Here is a 19,569-nt window from a genome sequence, read left to right as displayed (position 1 = left end):
CTGATTAGCACGCGGGGGACGCATACATACGCACCGATCGCCCACGCCCCCCCCCCCCCCCCCCCCCCCCCCCCCCCCCCCCCCCCCCCCCCCCCCCACTTCCTTGTCCAGCCCGGACGGGCCGCCCCGGGCTGCTCCGTCCTGCTCAGGCGGTCAGACCGCCTTCACGTTCTCAGTCCTCGCTCTGGAGGCCCGCCTTGACGTCGTACACCCTCACGATCGAACCATCACATCCCACTGTCGTAGGACAGCCCCGGCCCCTGACCCTGACGGCCGAGACCCCTGCCGAGCTGGCACAGGAAGTACACCGGCACGCCCGCGGCGCTCTCGCTTCCCGCACCGTAGACATCCGCCTCGACCCCGACCACCTGACCGGAACGGTGCTGCGTGCCCGTACGCCCGTCGCCGGGTTCACACTGACGCCCCACACCGAAGACGACAAGATCCGGAACCAGACCGACCGGGACGAGCTGTACGGCTACACCCTCGACGAACTGCACCATCTGTCCCGGCACGTCGTTCACTCCGACCGCTGGCACACGGCCGGCGACATCGAGGACCGATACGACACCGCCTGGCACGCCATCGTCGAGCACCTGCTCACCACCGTCGAACCGCCCACCCGCCACGACCTGTTCCAGGCCGGGCTCCGCGGCAGCGACCAGGCAGTCAAACAGCGCATGCGAGCCCAGGGCCACAACCACCACCAGCCCGGCGGCACAACACGCCCCCGCTTCGAGGCCTACTGGACCACCATCGCGGCGCCCACCCCGTCTCCCGAGGACCGGATCGTCGACCGGCACGCCCTTGCCCAGATCCTTCCCCAACTCACCCCACGCCAGCAGCAGGCGCTGAACGCGCTCGCCGCGACCGAGGACTACCACCGCGCCGCCGAAGTGCTCGGCGTCACCCCGGGCACGTTCAACGTCCTCATCTCCAAGGCGCGCCAGCGTTTCCTCGCCCTGTGGCACGAGGGCGAACAGCCCTCCCGTGTCTGGGGCACGGACCGCCGGATCGGGTCCCGGACCGCCACCACACCCGCGGTGGCCAAGCGGCGTCCGCCGACGCGCGCGGGCGCTCGCCGCACCGGACGCCCCCAGCACGCCATCGTCCACGGCCGGCCCTCCACCTACACCAACCACGCCTGCCGGTGCACCCCCTGCACCACGGCCTACACCGCACAGGCCCGCGAACGCGGCCGGGCGGCCGGCGCCGTCCCGCGCCGCCGCGTCACCGTCTCCCAACTCGCGGACATCCGCCGACGCCAGACCGCCGGCGAGCAGGTCGTCGCGATCGCCACCGACCTCGGCTTCTCCGACACCTACCTCTACCGGCTCCTGGCCGGTACCCGACAGCCCGCCCCGGACCCGGCATGAACATTCCCACCACCGTCCTTGAAGCGCTCGCCGCCGAAGCCCCCGGTGCCGACGGGCACCGCCAGATCATCCGGCTCGCGGTGAACACCGTCGCCAACGCACGCCAGCTCGCCGAGCCCTGGACCGTCGACCTGCCCGACGACGCCGCGCACCGGATCCGCAAACTCCTCCAGGACCTCAACAACATAACCACCTGGGGCCCGACCGAACTCGGCTGCCTGCGCGAGCAGTTACTCGCCTCCGACTCCCGCAGCGCCTCCGGCACCTGGTACACCCCGCCCCAGGCGGCCCGGCCGCTCACCCGGGCCGCTCTGGGACAGGTGACCGACCTGCACCTGGACGACTACCCGGCCGACGTCCTGGCCGTGTCCGCGCTCGACCCGGCATGCGGCGGCGGCGTGTTCCTCGTCGCCGCCGCCCACACACTCGCGAGCGCCTACGTGAGTCTGCTGTACGGCACGCAGACACCCGCCGAACTCACCGTCCGGGCCGTCCTGCCCCAGGTGATGCGTACCTGCGTCTACGGGATCGACACCGACCCCGTAGCAGTCGACCTAGCCAAGTCCGCGTGCTGGCTGGAGACGAACGGGACAGTGCCGATCGACTGGCTCGACGACAACATCATCGTCGGCAACGCCCTGAACGGAGACCTTCCTCCCGCACTCACAGAGCGGATCGCCGGCCCGGGCCCGCTGATGATCCTGGGCAACCCGCCGTACAAGGACAAAGCCAAAGGCGCGGCACCCTGGATCGAGGCCCGACGCCCGAGCCCCGGCAAGGCGCGTGCCGCCGACGAACTGTGGCGCCCGAGCCTCGACGAATTCCGCGGCGGCGCCACCCGCTCGCAGTACGTGCTGTCCAATCTCTACGTCTACTTCTGGCGCTGGGCCCTGTGGCGGGCATTCGAAACCCGCCTCGGCCCGGCGGCGATCGCGTTCCTCTCACCGCTCGCATGGACGGTCAGCGACGGGTTCAGCGGGATGCGCACAGCCGTACGCGCCGCCGCAGACGAGGGCTGGATCGTCGACCTGAGTCCCGAGGGCATGCAGGCCCCGGTCCCCACCAGGGTCTTCCCCGGCGTCGCGCGGCCACTCTGCGCCGCCCTGGTCACCCGGCATGCGGGCCCCAACCCCGATCAGGTGGCCAGAGTCCGGCACGCCACCGTCGCAGGCACCCGTGAAGAGAAGTTTCAGCAGCTCAACCACCTGTTGTCCCCTGCCGCACAGGAGCCTCCTCAGTCCGCCTGACCCGCCGCGACCCAACCGGGAGAACACCCGCATGGCCACCTATGAGATCGAGTTCGGCACCCTCGGCGACTCCTGGTCGCCGCTCCCGCCCTCGTCACCGCACCCGCCCCGCACACGGACGACCAACCCCCGGCAGGAGACCGCCCGATGATCCGCCGCATGTCCCGTCTCATCGACCACGTGGCCGACGCGCTCATCCCCAAGGACCGGGCCGTCGTTGACCAACTCCGCGCGACACTCTCAGCCCTCCGCTCGCCGGAACCCTGGGCCCCCGGCCGCGCCCAGGACATCGCGTTGCGCGTCGGCCCGTTCATCGAACGCGCACACACCCGGCCCGGGGACGACCACGGACCCGACCTGATCGCCGTCACCCTGGTCCACCCCAACACCCCGTACGCCGCATACCCCTTCCGCTACTCCAGCGAGGGCTGGCTGCGCTGCGAGACAGCCACGATCCTCGGAGTGTGGAACCCGGCCTACACGCCGCTCACCCACGCCGCCGCGGGCCTGGACCTGCCCGACGACACCGGCATGACCCCCGCGCACTACGCCCTGTACGTCGAGGCCCGCAAACGCGACGACAGCCTCCGCGGCTTCACGCTGCTGCGCCTCGGCCCGTACACCCAGACCCGGCACGCCCAGAAGGATCACGACCAGCTCACCGCCGCACTGGACGGAAAGGAAACCACCTTCGTCCCCGGGTTCCGCGTCTCCGTGCGATACGCGCCGTTCGACGTCAGCGACCACCAACTGTTCGTCGACCCGTACGCGGCCGACACCGTCACCGCTCTCGAAGCAGCGAGAGCCGTATGAGGCCCTCGACCGAACCGTCATTGACTCGCCCGAAAACCGAAGGAGACCAACCGATGCCCACCTCCACCTCCACCTCCACGGCCCTGCTGCGGCTCCGCCGACAGCTGCTGTCGACCGCTTACGGCAACACGGACTACCGCTACCAACTGCTCGCGTCCCTCGCGGACCGGGCACTCGCCGGGCTGGACCGGCGCAGCTCCACCGAAGCCGAAGAGCTGGCCGACAGCTACCTCCGGCCGGAGTACATCGGCCTCACCGAGGACCAGGCGCTGAACAAAGCCGACGCGCTCGGGATCGACACCTCCGGCTGGGAAGAGCGCCGCGAGCGCATCCGCTCCTACACCCGCGGGGCCGACGCCGTCACTCCCGACGGCACACCGGCCGACGGCGCGCAGCGCTTGTGGGCGTCGCTGTTCGACAACTACCCGTCAGTCGCCGCTGCCCTCGCCGACCACCTGACCGGGCTGCCGCCGACATGGCGCATGGACCTGTTCCAGACCGACGACCTCACCCAGATCCCGGCCGACCCCCGCCAACAGGGCGACAACGGCCCGGAGACCGCCCCCTACAACAGCACCGACTGGGAAGACTGCGCCGCCTGCATGGAGGCGAACGACCTGTGCCGGCATCACGGCGGCTTCCTCGCCGGCGAACAGCACCTCCGGGAACTGCTTGCCACGCTCGCCACCGACTCCATCGCCCTGGAGCAACTCCAGGACCGGAACCACGAGATCGGCCAGAGGCAAGCCCGCGAGAGCGCAAAGAACCCCGAGCGGGAGACCGCCTAATGATCCGCACCGCGCTGATATCCGACTGCGGCCGATACCGGTACCGCCTCACCCGCACCTGGGGCCCAGGCCCGGCCGCCGTGATGGTCATGCTCAACCCGAGCACCGCCGACGGCACCCAGGACGACCCCACGGTCCGGCGCTGCGTCACCTTCGCCGACGCCTGGGGCTGCGGCGGACTGATCGTCGTCAACCTCTACGCATGGCGCGCCACGAAACGGGCCGAACTGAAACTCGCGCCCGACCCGATCGGCCCGGACAACGACGCGCACCTCCGCACCGTGGCATCGACCGCGCTGGAGACGAACGCCCCCCTGGTAGGCGCCTGGGGGGCGTCCGCCGACGCGGCCCGTATCGCCGAAGTCCTGGCCCTGCCCGGCATGGAGCGTCTCACCGCGCTCGCCGTCACGAAGGCCGGCCAGCCCAAGCACCCGCTCTACCTCCCCGACGGCCTCAAGCCCGCCCCCTGGGCGGCACCCTGACGCGACGAACGCATCCAGAAATCCAAGAGCCCCGCACCCCTGACGCCGAGGAGTGCGGGGCTCTTCTGCGTTCTGGCCAGGAACGGCGCGTCGACGGGAACGCCCCACTTCTGGCGGGCGATCGAGTCGAACATGGGGAGCTGGCCACGAGCTCCAGGTCATCCGATCATGCGGGAACTTGAGTTCGATTTACTGGGGTGTGGTGCCATGCCTACGGTGAGTTGGCTCTGGGGGAGGAGTCTGTCTCAGCTCAGCTTCCGACAGCCGAGCCCCGCCAGAGACCGCTCCGTCCCGGCGGACATCTGTACGGTCTTCACGACATCACGAGCCCCCATCATCGCCCCTGCGGGGCACACCATCAGCCAACAGGAGCGACTACACGCATGCAGTACCCGCCGCCCCCACAACACCCCCCTCACCAGCAGCACATGCCTGCCGCCGGCCCGCCCGGCCGCAGCAGGCGGAGCATCTGGCCAGTCGTCAGCGTGCTCACGGCACTGGTCCTCATCGGCGCCGGTCTGCTGATCGCCACCTGGCCCGAGGAGACCCCCGCGCGAGCCGCCGACGCGAAGTCCTCACCGACACCGTCTCCGCAACGCACCAGCACCGTGGGAGACGTGGCGTGGCAGGTGGACGCACCAGCGTCAGTGCCGGCCGGCATCACCGACCGTCAAGTCACCGGCGAAGGCGCGTGGCTGACGTCCCGTTCCTACGTCACCGGGGCGCCGGACGCGGTGAAGGGCTACGCCCCCGACACGGGCAAGGAACTCTGGAACATCCCCCTCGCCGGAAACATCTGCGCAGTATCACGCACGCAGACCACCACCGGGCATGTCGCCGTCGCGTACGCCAACGGCAGGGAGCTCGCGAGCCGTTGCACCGAGATGGCCGTGATCGATCTCAACCGCGGAGCCGTGGCCTGGCAGACCTCCCTGCCGAAGGAACGTTCGACACGCGGCCTGCGCATGTCGGTGGCTGTCAGCGGTGACATCGCCGCCGTCGGCTGGCCCGGTCAGGGAATTCCCGGCGGCTCGGCAGGCTACAAGATCAGCACCGGTGAGCAGCTCTGGTCGAAACCCCCGTCCGGCTGCGCGGCCGACGAACACGCCGGCGGCGCCGTGCTCGTCACCGTCAGCATGTGCGGCGACAGGTACAAGGCCGGAACACGGAACGCCCAGACCGGAAAGATCAACTGGGTCTACACCGCGCCGCGTGGGACGTCGGATGTGTGGATTCCGTCGACCGCTCCGCTGATCCTCGCGCTCAACGACAACCCGGACCGCTCCGAGGCGGGCCGCTTGGTGTCGCTCTCCCCGAAGGGAGGGGTGCAGGCCACGTGGAAGGCGGGCCGGACGTACGTCACCGGCTGCGGCTACACACGCCCCGACTGCGGAGGGGTCGTGGCCCGCGGCTCCACCCTCTACCTCGCCACCCCCGAGACATCCGACACCAGCAGCACCATCAAGGCGTTCGACACCCGTACGGGCCGCGCCACCTGGTCCTACGCCCCTCCCGTGAGAGAGGTGACCCGCACCCTGTTCCCGGTCCAGGCCCAGGACGGCGCGCTCATCGCCTACATGCCGCCCACCTCGCTGCGCGGCGGGGAGGTTCACCAGATCTCCGGCGGTAAGTCGAAACTGCTGCTGCGACGCGAAGACAGCCTCAGCCCGCCCGAGGCGGACATGATCGGCTCGCACGTCGACGACCCCGTCCACTTCGCCGACGGCCGGCTGTTCTTGCACGACAGCGGCGAGTACCGCGGCGGCGGCACCATGACCATGGTCCTCGCCACAGAGTGAGACTCGCAGCTGCTACTTGCTCGACTGCTCTGCTGCGCCGGGGTGTGGTGCCGCCTGGCTGGGGGGAGAGCCGCTGCGATCCACTTGCGCAGCGGCGCGCCCCCGGCAACGTTCCCGCTGCGGCAGCGCGGAAGAGGAGCCGTGCGAGTGGGCGGCGCTGCCGCCAGGCCCTGTGCCAGGGTTGGCAATGACGGAGCCGCGACCGGGTTCATGACACCCGGGCCGACGACGAGACTCCGTCCCGGAAGAAGCCGACGTTGCCGATGGAGCATCCCTTGAGCGCACGCCAGCCCCAGACGCAGGTCGACACGAGCAAGCCCCACCCGGCACGGGTGTACGACTGGCTGCTGGGCGGGAGCGACAACTACCCCGTCGATCAAGCGGTCGGGAAGCAGCTGCCCGATCTGGGCAGGCGCAGCGCGAGGCAGAACCGTGCGTTCATGCGCCGCGCGTCCGCGTGGGTGGCCGGCCAGGGTGTCGATCAGTTCCTCGACGTCGGCGTCGGCTTCCCGACGGCGCCGAACCTCCATCAGGTAGTCCAGGAGGTCAACCCGAAAGCCCGGATCGTCTACACCGATAACGACCCGATTGTGCTCCGGCATGCCGAAGCGCTGCTGTACAGCACGGCGGAAGGGGCGATGGACTGCGTTGCGGCCGATGTGCGCGAGCCCGGCGCGATCCTCGACGGAGCGCGTGCGTGTCTGGACTTTCGGCGTCCCGTGGCGCTCTCGCTCATCGCGCTGATGCACTACATCCCTGACGACGACGGGCCGTACGACATCGTCCGCTCCCTCGTCGACGAGCTCGCGCCCGGCAGCTATCTGGTGCTGTCGCACGGCACCTTCGACTTCCACAAGGAGCTGGAGGCCGAGATCGTCAGGGCCTACGGCGACGGCGGTATCGAACTGCGATGCCGCACCCGGGATGAGGTGGCGCGGTTCTTCGACGGGTTGGACCTCCTTGAGCCGGGCCTCGTCACCGGACCCGAGTGGTACAAGGACTCGGCCGCTCCCGAGCCCGAGGACAACGCCGTCTACGCCGGGGTGGCCCGGACTCTTTGAGTTCACCCGCCGGCCTCCGGCGTCGCCTCACTTCGGACGCCCGCGGAATAGCGGCGGACGGGCGCGGCGCGGCCCCTCACTCCAGCACGCCGAGCTCCCGCTCCGGTCGGCACAGGATGCAGGGCGGGACACCGCCGCGCGTGAGCGCCTCGATCGCCTGCGTACGGCTGATGCCCTCCATGCTGCCCCCCGGCACCCAGCACTGCGCGGTGTGCACCATCGCGGGACGCACCGCACGCCCGCCGATGCCGTACTGCACCGCCCAGTCGGGCGGAGGCGGTGGTGGACGTCGCCGCGCCTGCTCGGCGATGAGCCGCTCCATCTCCCGGATCCACTGCCTCGTACGGGCCAGGTCCCGCCGCTGGACGCGTTCGAGGAAGCGGAGCATGGCCAGTCGATCCCCGAGCTTTTCGTTCACGCGTTCGACAATATGCCCGGCCCGGCATGGCGGAAGAATCGCACATGCGTTCCAATAGGGTGATGGACACCCGCACGCTCCCCGACGACCTGGTGCAGGCCCGCCGAGCTTTCACCGCGACGTACGAAGACCTCGCCGCGCTCCGGCCGAGTCAGGACCGGACTGCTCTGCGGCGCCGGCTGCTCCGGCTGTCGGGACGGATCCACTGGCACCCGTACTGGGCCACCAGCCAAGCGGGGCCGGCGGACCGGGCCCGGTTGCGGGAGGCCGCCCGCGCCTGTCCGGATCGGGACGGATTGGACCGGTGAGGACGCCCACGGAGCGGCAGGTGCAGATCCTGCGCGCGCTCAGGGGGTGGATCGCCGACACCGGTGAGGCACCGTCGGTGCGCGAACTCGGAGCCCGCGTCGGGCTGTCCAGCACCAGCTCCGTCGTCTACCAGCTGGCCCGTCTCGAAGAGCAGGGGCTGATCTACCGCCGTGACCGCCGGTGGCGCTCGGTCCGCCTCGGATGTCGCCGTGACGACGCGGCGTCGAACGAGTAACGGCGCGCAGGACGCGTTCGCGTTTCCAGACCGCTGACGTGCTCGATGAGTGCGGCGGTCAGACATTTGATGTGCCGGAGTGCGCCCACTCAGCGCTATGGAGCTGGGGGCAGCCAATCGGAGGGGAGGACGACCTGCCCAGGCGCTGACATGGTGACAGCAGCGAGGAGAGCCCCGGGAGCCGGGCCTATTGCATCCCGGAAGTCCACCGTGCCGCCGAGGAAGACCGCGTTGCGGAAATTCGCAGTGCTGGTGAACGCCGTGTCGCTGGCGAACACCGCGTCGCAGAAGTTCACCGTGCTGCCGGAGAAGTGCGCGTCGTCGAAGAACACCGTGCTGCCTGTGTACTCCATGCTGCCACGGAACAGCGCATGGTCGAAGTACACCGTGCCGCCAGAGAACTTCGCAGCAATGAAGTTCACCCTGCCGCCGCAGAAATCCGCACCACCGAAGCTCACCACGCCGCCGGAGAACACCGAGTCGCCGAAGTCCACCCTGCCGCCGCGGAAACTCGCGCCTTGGAAGATCACTCTGCTGCCGCAGAACACCGCCTCGCCGAAGTGCACCCTGCCACCGGAGTACGGCGCGTCGCCGGAGAACACCGCGTCGGAGAAGTCCACCATGCCCTCGGAGAACACCGCACCAGTGAAGTCCACCGTGCCCACCGAGAACACCGCCCGACGGAAGTTCATGTTGCCGTCGATGGTGACGCCACTGAGGTCGAGGTCGCAGCCCTGCCAGGAGCGGTGGGTTCCCCGAGGGCGTCGGTAGTGGTCGCCGATGAGGCGCAGGATGGTGTGCCGGACCCTGCGGAGGGCCAGGTAGCGGTGGCGTGCCTCTTGGTCGGTGGGGTCGTTGCCGGGGTCGGGGGTGAAGGGGAGCTGGAGGTAGGCGCACAGGACGTCGATGCAGGTCTGGCGCAGGTTGTCGTCGGGGGCGTCGTCGGCAAGGCCTGCCAGGGCGTGGACGCCGCCGAGGCGTACGGCCGGGGAGTCGTCGCCGAGCTGCGAGACGGCGGTGGTGAAGCGTTCGGTGTGGAGTCGGGTGGCTTCGCGGTGGGCGCCGGCCTCGTCGACGCGCTGGCGGCGGTAGGCGACGACCAGGGCGACGAGCGCACCGGCCCCGGCGACCACGCCGAAGGACAGCTTCACCAGTTCGAAGAGCGTCTTCGCGTCGAGCTTGGCAGTGGTGTCGATCTGCTGGAAGTCCAGCAGGATCACCAGGCTGTAGAAGACGCTGCCCGCGACCACCAGGGCGGCTATGAAAGCCAGGGCTAGAACCGGGCCGACCTTCCAGAGCCGTAACTCCCGGTCATTCGGGGCGGACCGCGGCCTTCGATTGGCTGTCATGAAGATGAAGACAAGACGGAGAAGCCGGTGGTTGCAACCGGTCCGGCGGTCCGCCGGAGAGGTCGCGGCATCCGCTGGTGACCGGGGACGGACAGGCAGGCGTCGACCCCCGCGGTGTCCAGGAATGGCGCGTGAACGGGAACGCCCGACTTGAGCGGGCATCGAGTCGAATATGGCGTGGCTGCTGGGCCACAACGGCAGGACGTGCGGCGCCCCGTGGAGACGATTCACCGTGCTGAGCTGCCCGCCGAGGTGCTGAGCGCTGACCGGACGCCGGAATCCACCGAGGCGCTGGAGTTGTTGCCGATGGTCCGATCCTCCGGGCCCGCTGCCCCGAGCGTTCAGGGCAGCGGTGCATCAGTTCAGTGTGCGGATGTGGTCGGTGAACTCGGTGACGTCGGGGTGGCGGTAGGGGGTCAGGGCGTGGGCGAGGGCGTGGGCTTTGCCGCTGATGGCGGCGGCGGGACGGGGCGAGGTGAGCGCGGGGCGAGCCGCGTCGAGGGCCGCGCCGATGTCGCCGAGGGCGGCGTGGGCGGCGGCGAGGTCGAGGCGTGCGATGGCGGCGCGGGTGGGTGAACGTGTGATCTCACCGGAGTACTGCGTTACGGCCTCTTCAGCGCAGCGGCGGGCTTGTTCGGGCTGTCGCAGGGCCAGGTAGCTGGTCGCGTCGAAGGACACGAGGCGGATCTGGTCGGCGGAGAACAGTCCGGAGGCGTGCACGGGGAACTCTTCCGCGGCTCCGTGGGCGGCGCGGCGCGCGGCGGCGAACTCCGTGCCGTGGCCGGTGAGTGCGAGAGCACGGGCTCGTTGTGCGGCGAGCCGTACCTCAACAGCGGAGCGGGCGGGCGCGGCTGCGAGCCCCCGGTCGGCGCACGCTGCGGCGAGTGCGGGCTGGTTCTCGTAGAGGTGGACGGTCGCGGTCAGGTCCTCGGCCCACGCGGTGACCTCGCCCGAATCGGCGGCTTGCCCGTGGGCGCGTGCGTCGGCGGCGTAGGCGAGAGCGGCGTCGGGGCGGCCCATGTCGTGCGCGAGCCACGCCAAGATCACCGACAGCATGCCCGCGTGTGTGATGAGGTGCCGTCGCTGGGCGAGGGTGTGGTGGCCGTCGAGAAGAGTCGCGGTGTGGAGGCGAAGGGATCGGACGGGTGTCCAGGTCTCGGCGGCGGGGCGGGCGGCGTAGGTGGCGCCGAAGTGGGTGATCTGCTGGTCGAGTTGGTCGAGGGTGCCGGGCCCCAAGTCGGTGCGTTCCAGCTCGGTGGTGAGGGCGAACGCGTCGGTCACGGTGGGGGCGGCGGCCGTCAGGCCGAGGACCTTGAGGGCGGTTCGGCGGTTCGTGGCGTCTCCCGGTGGCTGGGTGTCCTCGGCAGAGGCGGCGGGGGTGTAGTCGTGTCCGAAGCCAAGTTGCACGGGGCCAGTGGCGTAGAGCCTGCACAGAAGGTCCTGTGTGCTCGGAGTGGGGAGCCGTCCGGCTTCCCACTCCTTGAGTGACCGGTCGGTGAACTGTGCGTCGCGCCGGTTCAGGGCGTCGGCCAGGGCGCGCAGTGCGCGCAGGGCGGCATCGACGGTCCACCCCTGAGCCAGGCGGCGGCACTTCAGCGGCCGGTGGCCGCAGTGCTCCGCGATGTGCGCGGCGATCTCGCCGAGGAGAGCGGCGGGCACCGGGTCCGGCGACCCGGCCTGTCCGAGCAGGCGTTCGCGCAGACCGCGGGCGCAGGACGCTGGATGCGGCATGTGGCTCACGGGCGCCTCCGGCGGTCGGTCCCGGCAGGCTATCGCCCGGCCGCTCTCCAAGGGGGCAGATGCCCTTGCGTGCCGAACACGGCGTGCTCCTGGGCGAGTTGACGCGATGCGGAACGACCGGAGCGACGGCCCGCAACCGGGCCGTCATGGTTCCGGGACGTCAGCTCGCGATCAGCGCCCCGAGCTCGCGCGCCGTGACGTCGAGCCCCAGGGCATTGGCACCCTTGACGAGGACGACGTCACCCGGCTTGAGGAGGTCGTTGATCTGCGGGGCCAGAGGCAGCTCGCGCTCGGCCTCGGTGGCGGCGACACCGCCGGCACGTACGTTGGTGATCATGCGCTGTGCCTGGTCACCGCCGACGCCGATCATGTGGGTGACACCGGTGTCGATGACCTTCTCGGCCACCGTGTCGTGCCACTGGTCGGCATCGGCTCCGAGCTCGGCCATCTCGCCGAGCACCGCGACGCGCCGCCGGTCGGTCCCGGCGATGTCCGCCAGGGCGTCGAGGGACGCGAGTACCGACTCGGGGGAGGCGTTGAACGCGTCGTTGATGACCGTGACGCCGTCAGGGCGCGGCATGATCTCCATCCGGCCGCCCGAGGCGAGCTCGGCGCTCTGAAGACCCGCGACGATGAGGTCGAGCGGCACGCCGGCGGCGACGGCGGTCGCGGCTGCCGCGAGGGCGTTGGTGATGTTGTGCCGCCCATGGACCCTCAGCTGCACGCGCGCCTGCGCGGCACCGTGGTGGAGGGTGAAGTACGCGCGGCCGTACTCGTCGACGCCGGCCTGCCCTGCCCGCACGTCACAGTCCGGGGTGGTGCCGAAGGTGAGCACCTTGGCATCGGTGACCTCGGCCATGGCCCGGGTGAGAGGGTCGTCGCCGAACAGGACGGCGGTCCCGTTCGACGGCAGGGCGCGGACGATCTCCGACTTGGCGTCGGCGGTGGCCTGCCGACTGCCGAACTCCCCGGCGTGCGCGGAGCCGATACCCAGCACCGTCGCGATGACGGGGCGGACCACCGCGCACAACGACGCGATGTGCCCGATGCCGCGCGCCCCCATCTCCAGGACCAGATACCGGCTGTCGGGCCGGACCCGGGAGACGGTGACGGGGAAGCCGATCTCGTTGTTGAACGACTTCTCGTTGGCGACGGTGGGCCCGTGGAGGGCCAGGACCGAGGCGAGGATGTCCTTGGTGGTCGTCTTGCCCGCCGAGCCGGTCAGCGCGATGACGGTACCGGCGTACCGCGCGGCCACGGCAGCCGCGATCCGCCCCATCGCCTCCAGAACGTCGGGGACGACGACGGCGGGAGCATCGACGGGCCGGGTGGCGAGGACGGCGCAGGCACCGTCCCGTACGGCCTGGCCGGCGAAGTCGTGCCCGTCGAGCGTACGGCCCGTCAGGCAGGCGAACAGCCCGCCGGGCGCCACCGCACGGGAGTCGAACGACAGCGGCCCGTCGACCACGGTGTGCGGATCACCCGCCTGGTGCAGGGTGCCGCCGGTTGCCGTAGCGATCTCGGCGAGGGTAAGGGGGATCACTGGTCTCCTCGTACGTGCTGGCCCAGGACGACGCCGCGCCCGGCGAAGAACCGGCCCAGGTCGGCCCAGGGGACGGGGGCGAACTGCTGGGAGCGGCCGGGCAGACCGCTCGGGTTGTGCAACTGGATCCCCTCGGGGCCGGTACCGACGGCGAGCACCAGATGCCCGCCGCGGGCCGGCGGCGCCGGGTCGAGGGTCCGGATCGTCTTGTGCACCGACAGGACCACCAACTGCCCCCGGCTGATCTCCGAGTGGATCTCCTCCGGTTCCAGACGGGGCCGGACCTCGGCGTGCAGACCCCAGCGCCGGGCGGCCCAGTCAGCGAACGGCGCATAGATCATGCCCTTCACCTGATCGCCGGTGCGTACGTACGCACCGGCGCCCAGGGCCTCCCGCAGCAGCGGTACCGACGGCGGCACCGGATGCCCCCAGTGGTCCAGAGCCATACGCAGGCACGCCATGCCGCAGATACGCGGCGCCCAGAAGGCGTACTCCTCGCGGCTGTCGGCGCCGGACTTCTGCCACAGCGGATCGTCGGCCGCCGACCGGGCGCCGGTGATGAACTCCGGTACCAGGTCGGCGGATTCCCACTGCGAGTAGTACGGGACGGGATGAGTGAGCGCGGAGCCGTTCATGACCCCACAGTCTGCCCGCTACGGCACGTACGCGGGCTTCGTGAACGCGGTCGCCAGGACGTGTCGGACCAGATCCCCGTACGGCATGCCGCCGGCCGCCGCCATGGTGGCGAGATTCCCCTGCTCGGAGAGACCGGGAACCGTGTTGATCTCCAGCATCGGGGTGCGGCCGGACGGATCCAGCAGGAAGTCGACGCGGGAGAGCCCGTGGGCACCGATGAGCCGGTGGACACGGAGCGCGAGCTGGCTGAGCCGGGTGGCCGTCAGACGCGGCAGATCGGCCGGGCACGTCTCACGCCTCAGCGAAAGATCGTGCTTGGCCGCGTAGTCGTAGAACTCCCGGTCGGTCTCGGCCGTGTGGATCGGCAGCGTCCGCAGCTCGCCGTCGACCTCCAGGACGCCGACCGTACACGGCACTCCGGGCACGAACTCCTCGATCATGTACTCGCCGTACGACTGGTCGCGGTCCTGCTCCAGCACAGCGGTCAGCTCACGCTCGTCGCGAGCGATGGCCGCCTCCAGGCTCCCGCCGCCGGAGACCGGCTTGACGAACACCGGAAAACCAAGATTCCGCCCCGCCAAGGACATCGCGGTCACCGTGGTGTGTCTCGGGTTCACCTCCACCCAGCCTGGGGTGTCGATCATCGCCGCCGTCGCCATCTGCTTGAGCGTCAGCTTGTGCATGCCGACGGCCGACGCCTTGACCCCCGACCCCGTGTACGGGATACGGAGAGTGTCGAGAGCACCCTGGATCTTCCCGTCCTCACCGCCGAGGCCGTGCGACGCCAGCAACGCCACATCGATCCGGCCCGCCAGCGCGGTCAAGTCGATGCCCCGAAGGTCGATGAGTTCCACGGACAGCCCCTGCACGGACAGGGCCTTGGCGGCAGCCTCGGCAGAGGCGACCGACCCCGCACGCTCCGGCGAGTCACCGCCGTACAGAACACCGATCCGCTGATTGTCGAATGCAGACATACAGGCTCCCTGCTCGAAGAGTTGAGTCGCACTTCGCGCCCAGCCCTGTCCGCCTCAGCAGGTCGGAAGTAGAGGGTGACGGCGCCTCACCGACGATGCCGTTCGGGAGCACTCAACCATCAGTGAGGGGGCCCCACATGCAGGGGGAGGCCAGAACGCACCTTGCACAGTGTTGGCTGATGCACCACGCCATGACCGGCCCCGCGCGCCTCATCGCAGCGAGGTCCGCGAGCGAATCGCGCAGGCTCCGGGCCGCCGGGCGGGACTGATCACGGCTGAGCGTCACGCTCGCCCGGGATGCGTCCCTCTCACTCCGCAGCGCCCCTTGCTCGCCGAACCCGGACCCCCTAGGCGCCGTGGACGCCCGGGTCGAGTACGAAGCGGACCGACTTCACGCGTCCGTCGTCGGCGAACTCCCCGAAGGCCAGGATCTCCTGCGTCCGTGACGGCTTTCCGTCCCGGCTGGTGCTGTACCGGGCCGCGAAGCGGTTGCCCTCGCGCAGCGTCCGGTGCACCTCCACGGGGTAGCTGTGGCCCTGCTTGCGCCCCTCCTCAAGTGCCCTGACCACGGCGGAGCGCTGCATGAGCTTGCCCCCCACGTGGTGCTGCGCGTCCGGAGTGTGGAAGTGGTCGTGGGCCTCGGCCACCGGGACCCCCGGGTCGTAGCCGGCGAGGTAGTACGCCCGCAGATAGTGCGCGGGGTCCTGGGCGGGCGTGGGCTCGGCCCCGGCCGCGGGCGGCGGGGCGGGGACGGAACCGGTGGCCGGCCGGGCCCCGTCGTCGTACGGGTCCTCACCACCGGGCCCGGACCAGCCGGGCCTGCTGGAGGAGAAGCCGGTGGTGCTCGCGACCCGCCCGTCCTCCGCCATCTCGGCGAAGAGCGTCACATGCGTCGCGCTCTGCACCTTCCACAGCATGGGTGTGCCGATCGTGTACCGGGCGGCGGCGGTGCGCCCCTCCACGATCACCTCGTGGATGTACAGCTCGTACGGTGCGCCCAGGGAACGCCTGGAGCGGATGCCGCCCAGGATCTTCTTGAGGTCCAGTCGGCGGCCGTTGACCTCGTGGTCGCCGTCGGGCACGTGGTAGCGCGACCAGACGTCCTCGACGGCGTCGGTGCCGTCGAACGCGTCGGCGTGGTACGCGCGGAGGTAGCCGGCGAAGTCCTCGGCGGCGGTGGGGGGATGGGCGGTGCTCATGATTCTCTCCTGATCTTCTCGGCGGCCCTGGCTCCGCCGTGGGGCCCGTACCTCGGTCGTATCGACGTCACAGGGATTGCTTCAGTGCACGCTCTCGCGCGTCGGCTTCCCGTCGGGCGCGCCCGGCGTACCCGACGGCTCGTCCGCCGCCTCGCGCAGGCCGAAGCGCCGGTGGAAGCGGACCAGCGGCCCCGGCGCCCACCAGTTGGCGCGCCCCGCGAGGCGCATGAACGCGGGTACCAGCGCGCCTCGTACGAGCGTCGCGTCCATCAGGACCGCGACGGCCAGGCCCAGACCGATGGCCTTGAGGTACGAGATCCCCGACAGGACGAAGCCCAGCCACACGATGGCGATGAGGCCCGCCGCGGCGGTCACCATCGCGCCGGTGCGCTCCAGCCCGCGTGCTACGGCCAGTTGGTTGTCGCCCGAGCGGTCCCACTCCTCCTTGATGCGGGAGAGCAGGAAGACCTCGTAGTCCATCGACATGCCGAACGCGATGCAGAACAGCAGCACCGGCACGGTCCAGGTGATCGTGTCGGTGACGGTGAACTCGCCGACGAATCCCTCCAGATGACCGTCCTGGAAGCCCCACACCAGCACACCGAACGTGGCGCTGAGGCTGAGGCAGTTGAGGACCAGCGCCTTCAGCGGCAGCACCAGGGACCCGGTGAACAGGAACAGCAGCACGAACGTCGTGATGCCGATGATCGCGAGCGCCATCGGCAGCGCGTCGTACATGGAGTCCAGCGAGTCCACCAGCTCCGCCGCCGGGCCGCCGACCTGGACGTCGTACGGTGCCTCGGCCGACCGGATGTCCTCGACCAGGCGCTCGCCCTCCTCGCTCAGCGACTCGCTCTTGGGGATCACCGAGAGATACGTGCTGCTCTCCGCGCTGAAGCGGTCGGAGCCCGGTCCGGGCGGGGCGACCTGCTTGCCCTCCGCGAAGGAACCGGCCTCGCTGTCGACGCGTGCCACGTTGTCGAGTGTGGACAGCTTCTGCGCGTACGTGTCGGTCGACCGCTCCCCGGTCGGCGGGGTGTCGTTCAGCACCACGTTCAGCGCCTGCGACTCCTGCGCGCTGAAGTCCTCCCGCACGATGTCGCTGATCTGCCGCGACTGGGTGTCGGCCGGCAGTACGCGGTCGTCGGCGAGGCTCATGTGCAGGTTGAGGAACGGGGAGCCGAGGAAGAGCAGCAGACCGATCACCGCGACCGCGACGGGGATCGGGAAGCGCATCACGGTCGTCGCGAGGCGGTACCAGAACCGCTCCGCCTCCGGCTTCGGGGGCTTCTCCTCCTTGCCGCGGTTCAGGACGCGGATCCGGCCCTTGTCGATGCGCGGGCCGAGCGCCTTCAGCAGCGCGGGCAGGAAGGTGATCGAGACGATCGCCGCCAGCAGGGCGGTCGGGATGCCCGCGTACGCGAAGGACCGCAGGAAGTAGAACGGGAAGACCAGCAGTCCCGCGAGCGCGAGCGCCACCGTCACCGCGGAGAACAGGACGGTACGGCCCGCGGTGCGCAGCGCGGTCGTGATGGCCGTGTCCGTGTCGGCGCCGCCGTTCAACTCCTCCCGGTAGCGCTTGAGGAGGATCAGGGCGTAGTCGATCGCCAGGCCGAGTCCGAGTCCGGTCGCGACGTTGGTGGCCAGCACCGAGACATCGGTGAACAGCGTGAGGATACGGAGCGTCAGAAGTACGGACACGATGGTCAGTCCGGCGACCATCAGCGGCACCAGCGCCGCGACCACACCCCGGAAGACGAACAGCATCACGACCAGCAGGACCGGGAAGGTGACCATCTCGATCAGCAGGAGATCGTCCTGGGTGGTGTCCGTGATCTCCTTGTTGGCGACCGCGACACCGCCCACGCGCGTGTCGAGGCCCTCCACCTTGGTGTCGTACTCCGGCTGGATCCGCTCCAGCGTCTTCTGTACCTGGTCCTCGTCACCGGTGATCCGCACCAGGACCAGGGCGCTGTCGCCGCCCTCGCCGCGCAGGGCCGGGGGCTTGCCCAACGTCCAGTAGGACAGCGCCTGTTCGATGCCGTCCTCGGCGCCGATGCGCTCGGTGAGCCGTGCGCCGGCCGTGGCGACGGCCGGATCGTCAATGCCGCGCTTGTCCGAGACCAGCAGGGTCAGATTGGGGGCACCCGAGCCGAACCGTCCGTCCAGGACCTCGGCCGTCCGCGCGGACTCGGTCGAACTGTCGGTGAATCCACCGGCGGAGAGAGTCGATATCACGCCACCGCCCAGCGCTCCCGCGAGCACCAGGAGCACACCGGAGAGATAGAGGACCAGCCTGCTGCGGTGTGTGGTGAATCTGGCCAGTGAGGCGAACATTCGGCAACCTTTCGAGGAGGAGCACGGCCGGTGCCGCTGGAGCCATCGCGCGGGGGAGGGGAGGGACCCGGTGCCGGCGCGTTGTCCGGCGACGAGACAGTCCGCACGGCAACAGCCTGCGGCCCGGCTCCCGAGCGCGTCCAGGCTGCCCCCCCCGGGCCGGTGTCTCCACGCCCCCTGTGCACGGTCGATCCCCGTGTACTCGGCGGGTGCTCCGGCCAGGCCCCGGCGGACCGCGAACTGGTGGCCGGATGTTGAGCTGCTGGTCCTGCGGGGCGGGCGCCCCTGGGCGGTGGTCAGCGGGCGAAGACGGCGGGGCCGACGGGGGAGTGGGGTGCGCTGAGCGGGGTCCCGACGGGGCCGGGGAGGGTGCGCAGGAGGGCGCGGACGGTCCGGGCGTACGTGCCGGCCGGGTCGGCGTCCTGTGCGGCGGCCTTCAGCGCGTGGCGGGTGCCGGACGGGAGATACAGGTGCGCGGACCAGTCGGCGAGCAGCGGGGTGGCCGGAGAGGTGGGGGAGAGGTCGAGCCAGCGGAGGCCTGCACCGTCGGCGGGCGCCCCCGCTGCGAGGGCGGGGCGGGCGAGGCGGTCGATCCTCGCGGCGACGCGGGGGCAGCGCCACAGGCTGATCCCGACGGAAGCGCCGTGCCAGCGGGCGGCGGTGCAGCCGTCGTCCAGGTCACGGAAGAAGTGTGTGGCGGCGCGGACGGGGGTCGCGCCGGCTGGCAGCAGCCAGGACCCTACGGAGAGCCCCGCGGCGCGGAGCGCGTCGGTCAGCACGTAGGCGATGCTTGCGGAGCCGAACACCACGACGTCGCGGGGAGGAGCGGTGTGGGGGCCGGTCGGGTCGGTGATCATGCCGGGGTTGTCCTCTCCTCGATCATGCTCTGGTGCCGTCACTACCGACAGTGGCAGCCGCGGACCGGAACGGGCAGGGGACTGGTGGCGCAACCGGCACATGGCTGGTGCCGCAGCCGGCGGCCGACGCCGGACCGGGGCGGCCCCGAGCGAGAAGATCATCTGGGTGCCGCCCGGGATCACGGTCTTTGCCCAACCGGACGTCCTCGCGGGCCTCTCGGGTGACGAGCCACGGCGCATACAGCCGCAGTGTCTCCTGTACAAGCATGCCGAGCACGCGCCTGCTTCGGAAGACCTATTAGGTAGCACGATCCTGAACCGAATTCGCTCGCAGCCCATCGCGCCAACAGCGGACACCAAACCCCTGCGAAGGATCGCGAACACGCGCCCATCGCCGCCTGCGTCA

At 70.5% G+C, this 19,569-nt stretch carries 18 protein-coding genes; 9 read left to right on the top strand and 9 right to left on the bottom strand.

Features of this window, described 5'->3' with window-relative positions; translation table 11 throughout:
• Positions 1–197 precede the first annotated feature (197 nt).
• From ACZ61E_RS27070 to ACZ61E_RS27040, 7 genes are all read left to right on the top strand, one after another.
• Positions 198–1,376, top strand: coding sequence for an RNA polymerase sigma factor (locus ACZ61E_RS27070; RefSeq protein ID WP_469702484.1), 1,179 nt, complete (start codon positions 198–200; stop codon positions 1,374–1,376).
• Positions 1,373–2,623 (top strand): N-6 DNA methylase, encoded by a 1,251-nt coding sequence (locus ACZ61E_RS27065; RefSeq protein WP_469702483.1) that lies wholly within the window; start codon positions 1,373–1,375, stop codon positions 2,621–2,623. Before ACZ61E_RS27070 ends, ACZ61E_RS27065 begins: the two co-directional genes overlap by 4 nt.
• A gap of 159 nt (positions 2,624–2,782) precedes the next feature.
• Positions 2,783–3,436: a hypothetical protein gene (locus ACZ61E_RS27060; protein ID WP_469702482.1), complete on the top strand. Its 654-nt coding sequence runs from the start codon at positions 2,783–2,785 to the stop codon at positions 3,434–3,436.
• Positions 3,437–3,489: 53 nt separating this feature from the next.
• Entirely contained in the window at positions 3,490–4,224 is a 735-nt protein-coding gene (locus ACZ61E_RS27055; RefSeq protein WP_469702481.1) for a hypothetical protein, read from the top strand.
• A complete protein-coding gene (locus ACZ61E_RS27050) occupies positions 4,224–4,706 on the top strand; it encodes a DUF1643 domain-containing protein (protein WP_469702480.1) in 483 nt (160 codons plus the stop codon). Before ACZ61E_RS27055 ends, ACZ61E_RS27050 begins: the two co-directional genes overlap by 1 nt.
• 485 nt (positions 4,707–5,191) lie before the next feature.
• The gene (locus ACZ61E_RS27045; protein ID WP_469702479.1) at positions 5,192–6,505 is read left to right on the top strand and encodes an outer membrane protein assembly factor BamB family protein; all 1,314 of its coding nucleotides are present in this window, start codon (positions 5,192–5,194) and stop codon (positions 6,503–6,505) included.
• Positions 6,506–6,780: 275 nt separating this feature from the next.
• Positions 6,781–7,566: an SAM-dependent methyltransferase gene (locus tag ACZ61E_RS27040; RefSeq protein ID WP_469702478.1), complete on the top strand. Its 786-nt coding sequence runs from the start codon at positions 6,781–6,783 to the stop codon at positions 7,564–7,566.
• 76 nt (positions 7,567–7,642) lie between these two features.
• Here ACZ61E_RS27040 and ACZ61E_RS27035 read toward each other — a convergent pair whose 3' ends face one another.
• Positions 7,643–7,984, bottom strand: a complete 342-nt coding sequence (locus tag ACZ61E_RS27035) for a DUF6233 domain-containing protein (RefSeq protein WP_469702477.1) — start codon at positions 7,982–7,984, stop codon at positions 7,643–7,645.
• A gap of 62 nt (positions 7,985–8,046) precedes the next feature.
• Between ACZ61E_RS27035 and ACZ61E_RS27030 the strand changes: the two genes are divergently transcribed.
• Complete coding sequence (locus ACZ61E_RS27030; protein ID WP_469702476.1) at positions 8,047–8,292, top strand: hypothetical protein; 246 nt, start codon at positions 8,047–8,049, stop codon at positions 8,290–8,292.
• A complete protein-coding gene (locus tag ACZ61E_RS27025; protein ID WP_469702475.1) occupies positions 8,289–8,528 on the top strand; it encodes a LexA family protein in 240 nt (79 codons plus the stop codon). The genes ACZ61E_RS27030 and ACZ61E_RS27025 overlap by 4 nt, the downstream gene beginning before the upstream one ends.
• Positions 8,529–8,623: 95 nt before the next feature.
• On the opposite strand, the gene ACZ61E_RS27020 is transcribed toward ACZ61E_RS27025, so the two are convergent.
• From ACZ61E_RS27020 to ACZ61E_RS26985, 8 genes are all read right to left on the bottom strand, one after another.
• Positions 8,624–9,778, bottom strand: a complete 1,155-nt coding sequence (locus ACZ61E_RS27020; RefSeq protein ID WP_469702474.1) for a pentapeptide repeat-containing protein — start codon at positions 9,776–9,778, stop codon at positions 8,624–8,626.
• 456 nt (positions 9,779–10,234) lie between these two features.
• Positions 10,235–11,608, bottom strand: coding sequence for a hypothetical protein (locus ACZ61E_RS27015; RefSeq protein ID WP_469702473.1), 1,374 nt, complete (start codon positions 11,606–11,608; stop codon positions 10,235–10,237).
• A 169-nt stretch (positions 11,609–11,777) separates the two neighbouring features.
• Positions 11,778–13,160: a UDP-N-acetylmuramoyl-tripeptide--D-alanyl-D-alanine ligase gene (locus tag ACZ61E_RS27010; protein WP_469702472.1), complete on the bottom strand. Its 1,383-nt coding sequence runs from the start codon at positions 13,158–13,160 to the stop codon at positions 11,778–11,780.
• Positions 13,157–13,795, bottom strand: a complete 639-nt coding sequence (locus tag ACZ61E_RS27005) for a C39 family peptidase (protein WP_469702471.1) — start codon at positions 13,793–13,795, stop codon at positions 13,157–13,159. Before ACZ61E_RS27005 ends, ACZ61E_RS27010 begins: the two co-directional genes overlap by 4 nt.
• Positions 13,796–13,813: 18 nt before the next feature.
• On the bottom strand, positions 13,814–14,770 hold the full coding sequence (locus tag ACZ61E_RS27000) for a D-alanine--D-alanine ligase family protein (protein WP_469702470.1): 957 nt from the start codon (positions 14,768–14,770) through the stop codon (positions 13,814–13,816).
• A gap of 347 nt (positions 14,771–15,117) precedes the next feature.
• Positions 15,118–15,969, bottom strand: coding sequence for a nuclear transport factor 2 family protein (locus ACZ61E_RS26995; protein ID WP_469702469.1), 852 nt, complete (start codon positions 15,967–15,969; stop codon positions 15,118–15,120).
• Between the two features lie 81 nt (positions 15,970–16,050).
• On the bottom strand, positions 16,051–18,306 hold the full coding sequence (locus tag ACZ61E_RS26990; protein ID WP_469702468.1) for an MMPL family transporter: 2,256 nt from the start codon (positions 18,304–18,306) through the stop codon (positions 16,051–16,053).
• A 296-nt stretch (positions 18,307–18,602) separates the two neighbouring features.
• Positions 18,603–19,163 (bottom strand): hypothetical protein, encoded by a 561-nt coding sequence (locus ACZ61E_RS26985; RefSeq protein ID WP_469702467.1) that lies wholly within the window; start codon positions 19,161–19,163, stop codon positions 18,603–18,605.
• Between the last annotated feature and the right edge of the window lie 406 nt (positions 19,164–19,569).

This window comes from Streptomyces sp. NPDC104581, from assembly GCF_055583685.1.
The sequence above is the reverse complement of the archived record's forward strand: the minus strand, read 5'-3'. Positions and strand labels throughout refer to the sequence as shown.

Coding starts and splice junctions, on each gene's coding strand:
- ACZ61E_RS27065 (WP_469702483.1), top strand. CDS start 1,373: ATGAACATTCCCACCACCGTCCTTGAAGCGCTCGCCGCCGAAGCCCCC.
- ACZ61E_RS27060 (WP_469702482.1), top strand. CDS start 2,783: ATGTCCCGTCTCATCGACCACGTGGCCGACGCGCTCATCCCCAAGGAC.
- ACZ61E_RS27055 (WP_469702481.1), top strand. CDS start 3,490: ATGCCCACCTCCACCTCCACCTCCACGGCCCTGCTGCGGCTCCGCCGA.
- ACZ61E_RS27050 (WP_469702480.1), top strand. CDS start 4,224: ATGATCCGCACCGCGCTGATATCCGACTGCGGCCGATACCGGTACCGC.
- ACZ61E_RS27030 (WP_469702476.1), top strand. CDS start 8,047: ATGGACACCCGCACGCTCCCCGACGACCTGGTGCAGGCCCGCCGAGCT.
- ACZ61E_RS27015 (WP_469702473.1), bottom strand. CDS start 11,608: ATGCCGCATCCAGCGTCCTGCGCCCGCGGTCTGCGCGAACGCCTGCTC.
- ACZ61E_RS27005 (WP_469702471.1), bottom strand. CDS start 13,795: ATGAACGGCTCCGCGCTCACTCATCCCGTCCCGTACTACTCGCAGTGG.
- ACZ61E_RS27000 (WP_469702470.1), bottom strand. CDS start 14,770: ATGTCTGCATTCGACAATCAGCGGATCGGTGTTCTGTACGGCGGTGAC.
- ACZ61E_RS26995 (WP_469702469.1), bottom strand. CDS start 15,969: ATGAGCACCGCCCATCCCCCCACCGCCGCCGAGGACTTCGCCGGCTAC.
- ACZ61E_RS26990 (WP_469702468.1), bottom strand. CDS start 18,306: ATGTTCGCCTCACTGGCCAGATTCACCACACACCGCAGCAGGCTGGTC.
- ACZ61E_RS26985 (WP_469702467.1), bottom strand. CDS start 19,163: ATGATCACCGACCCGACCGGCCCCCACACCGCTCCTCCCCGCGACGTC.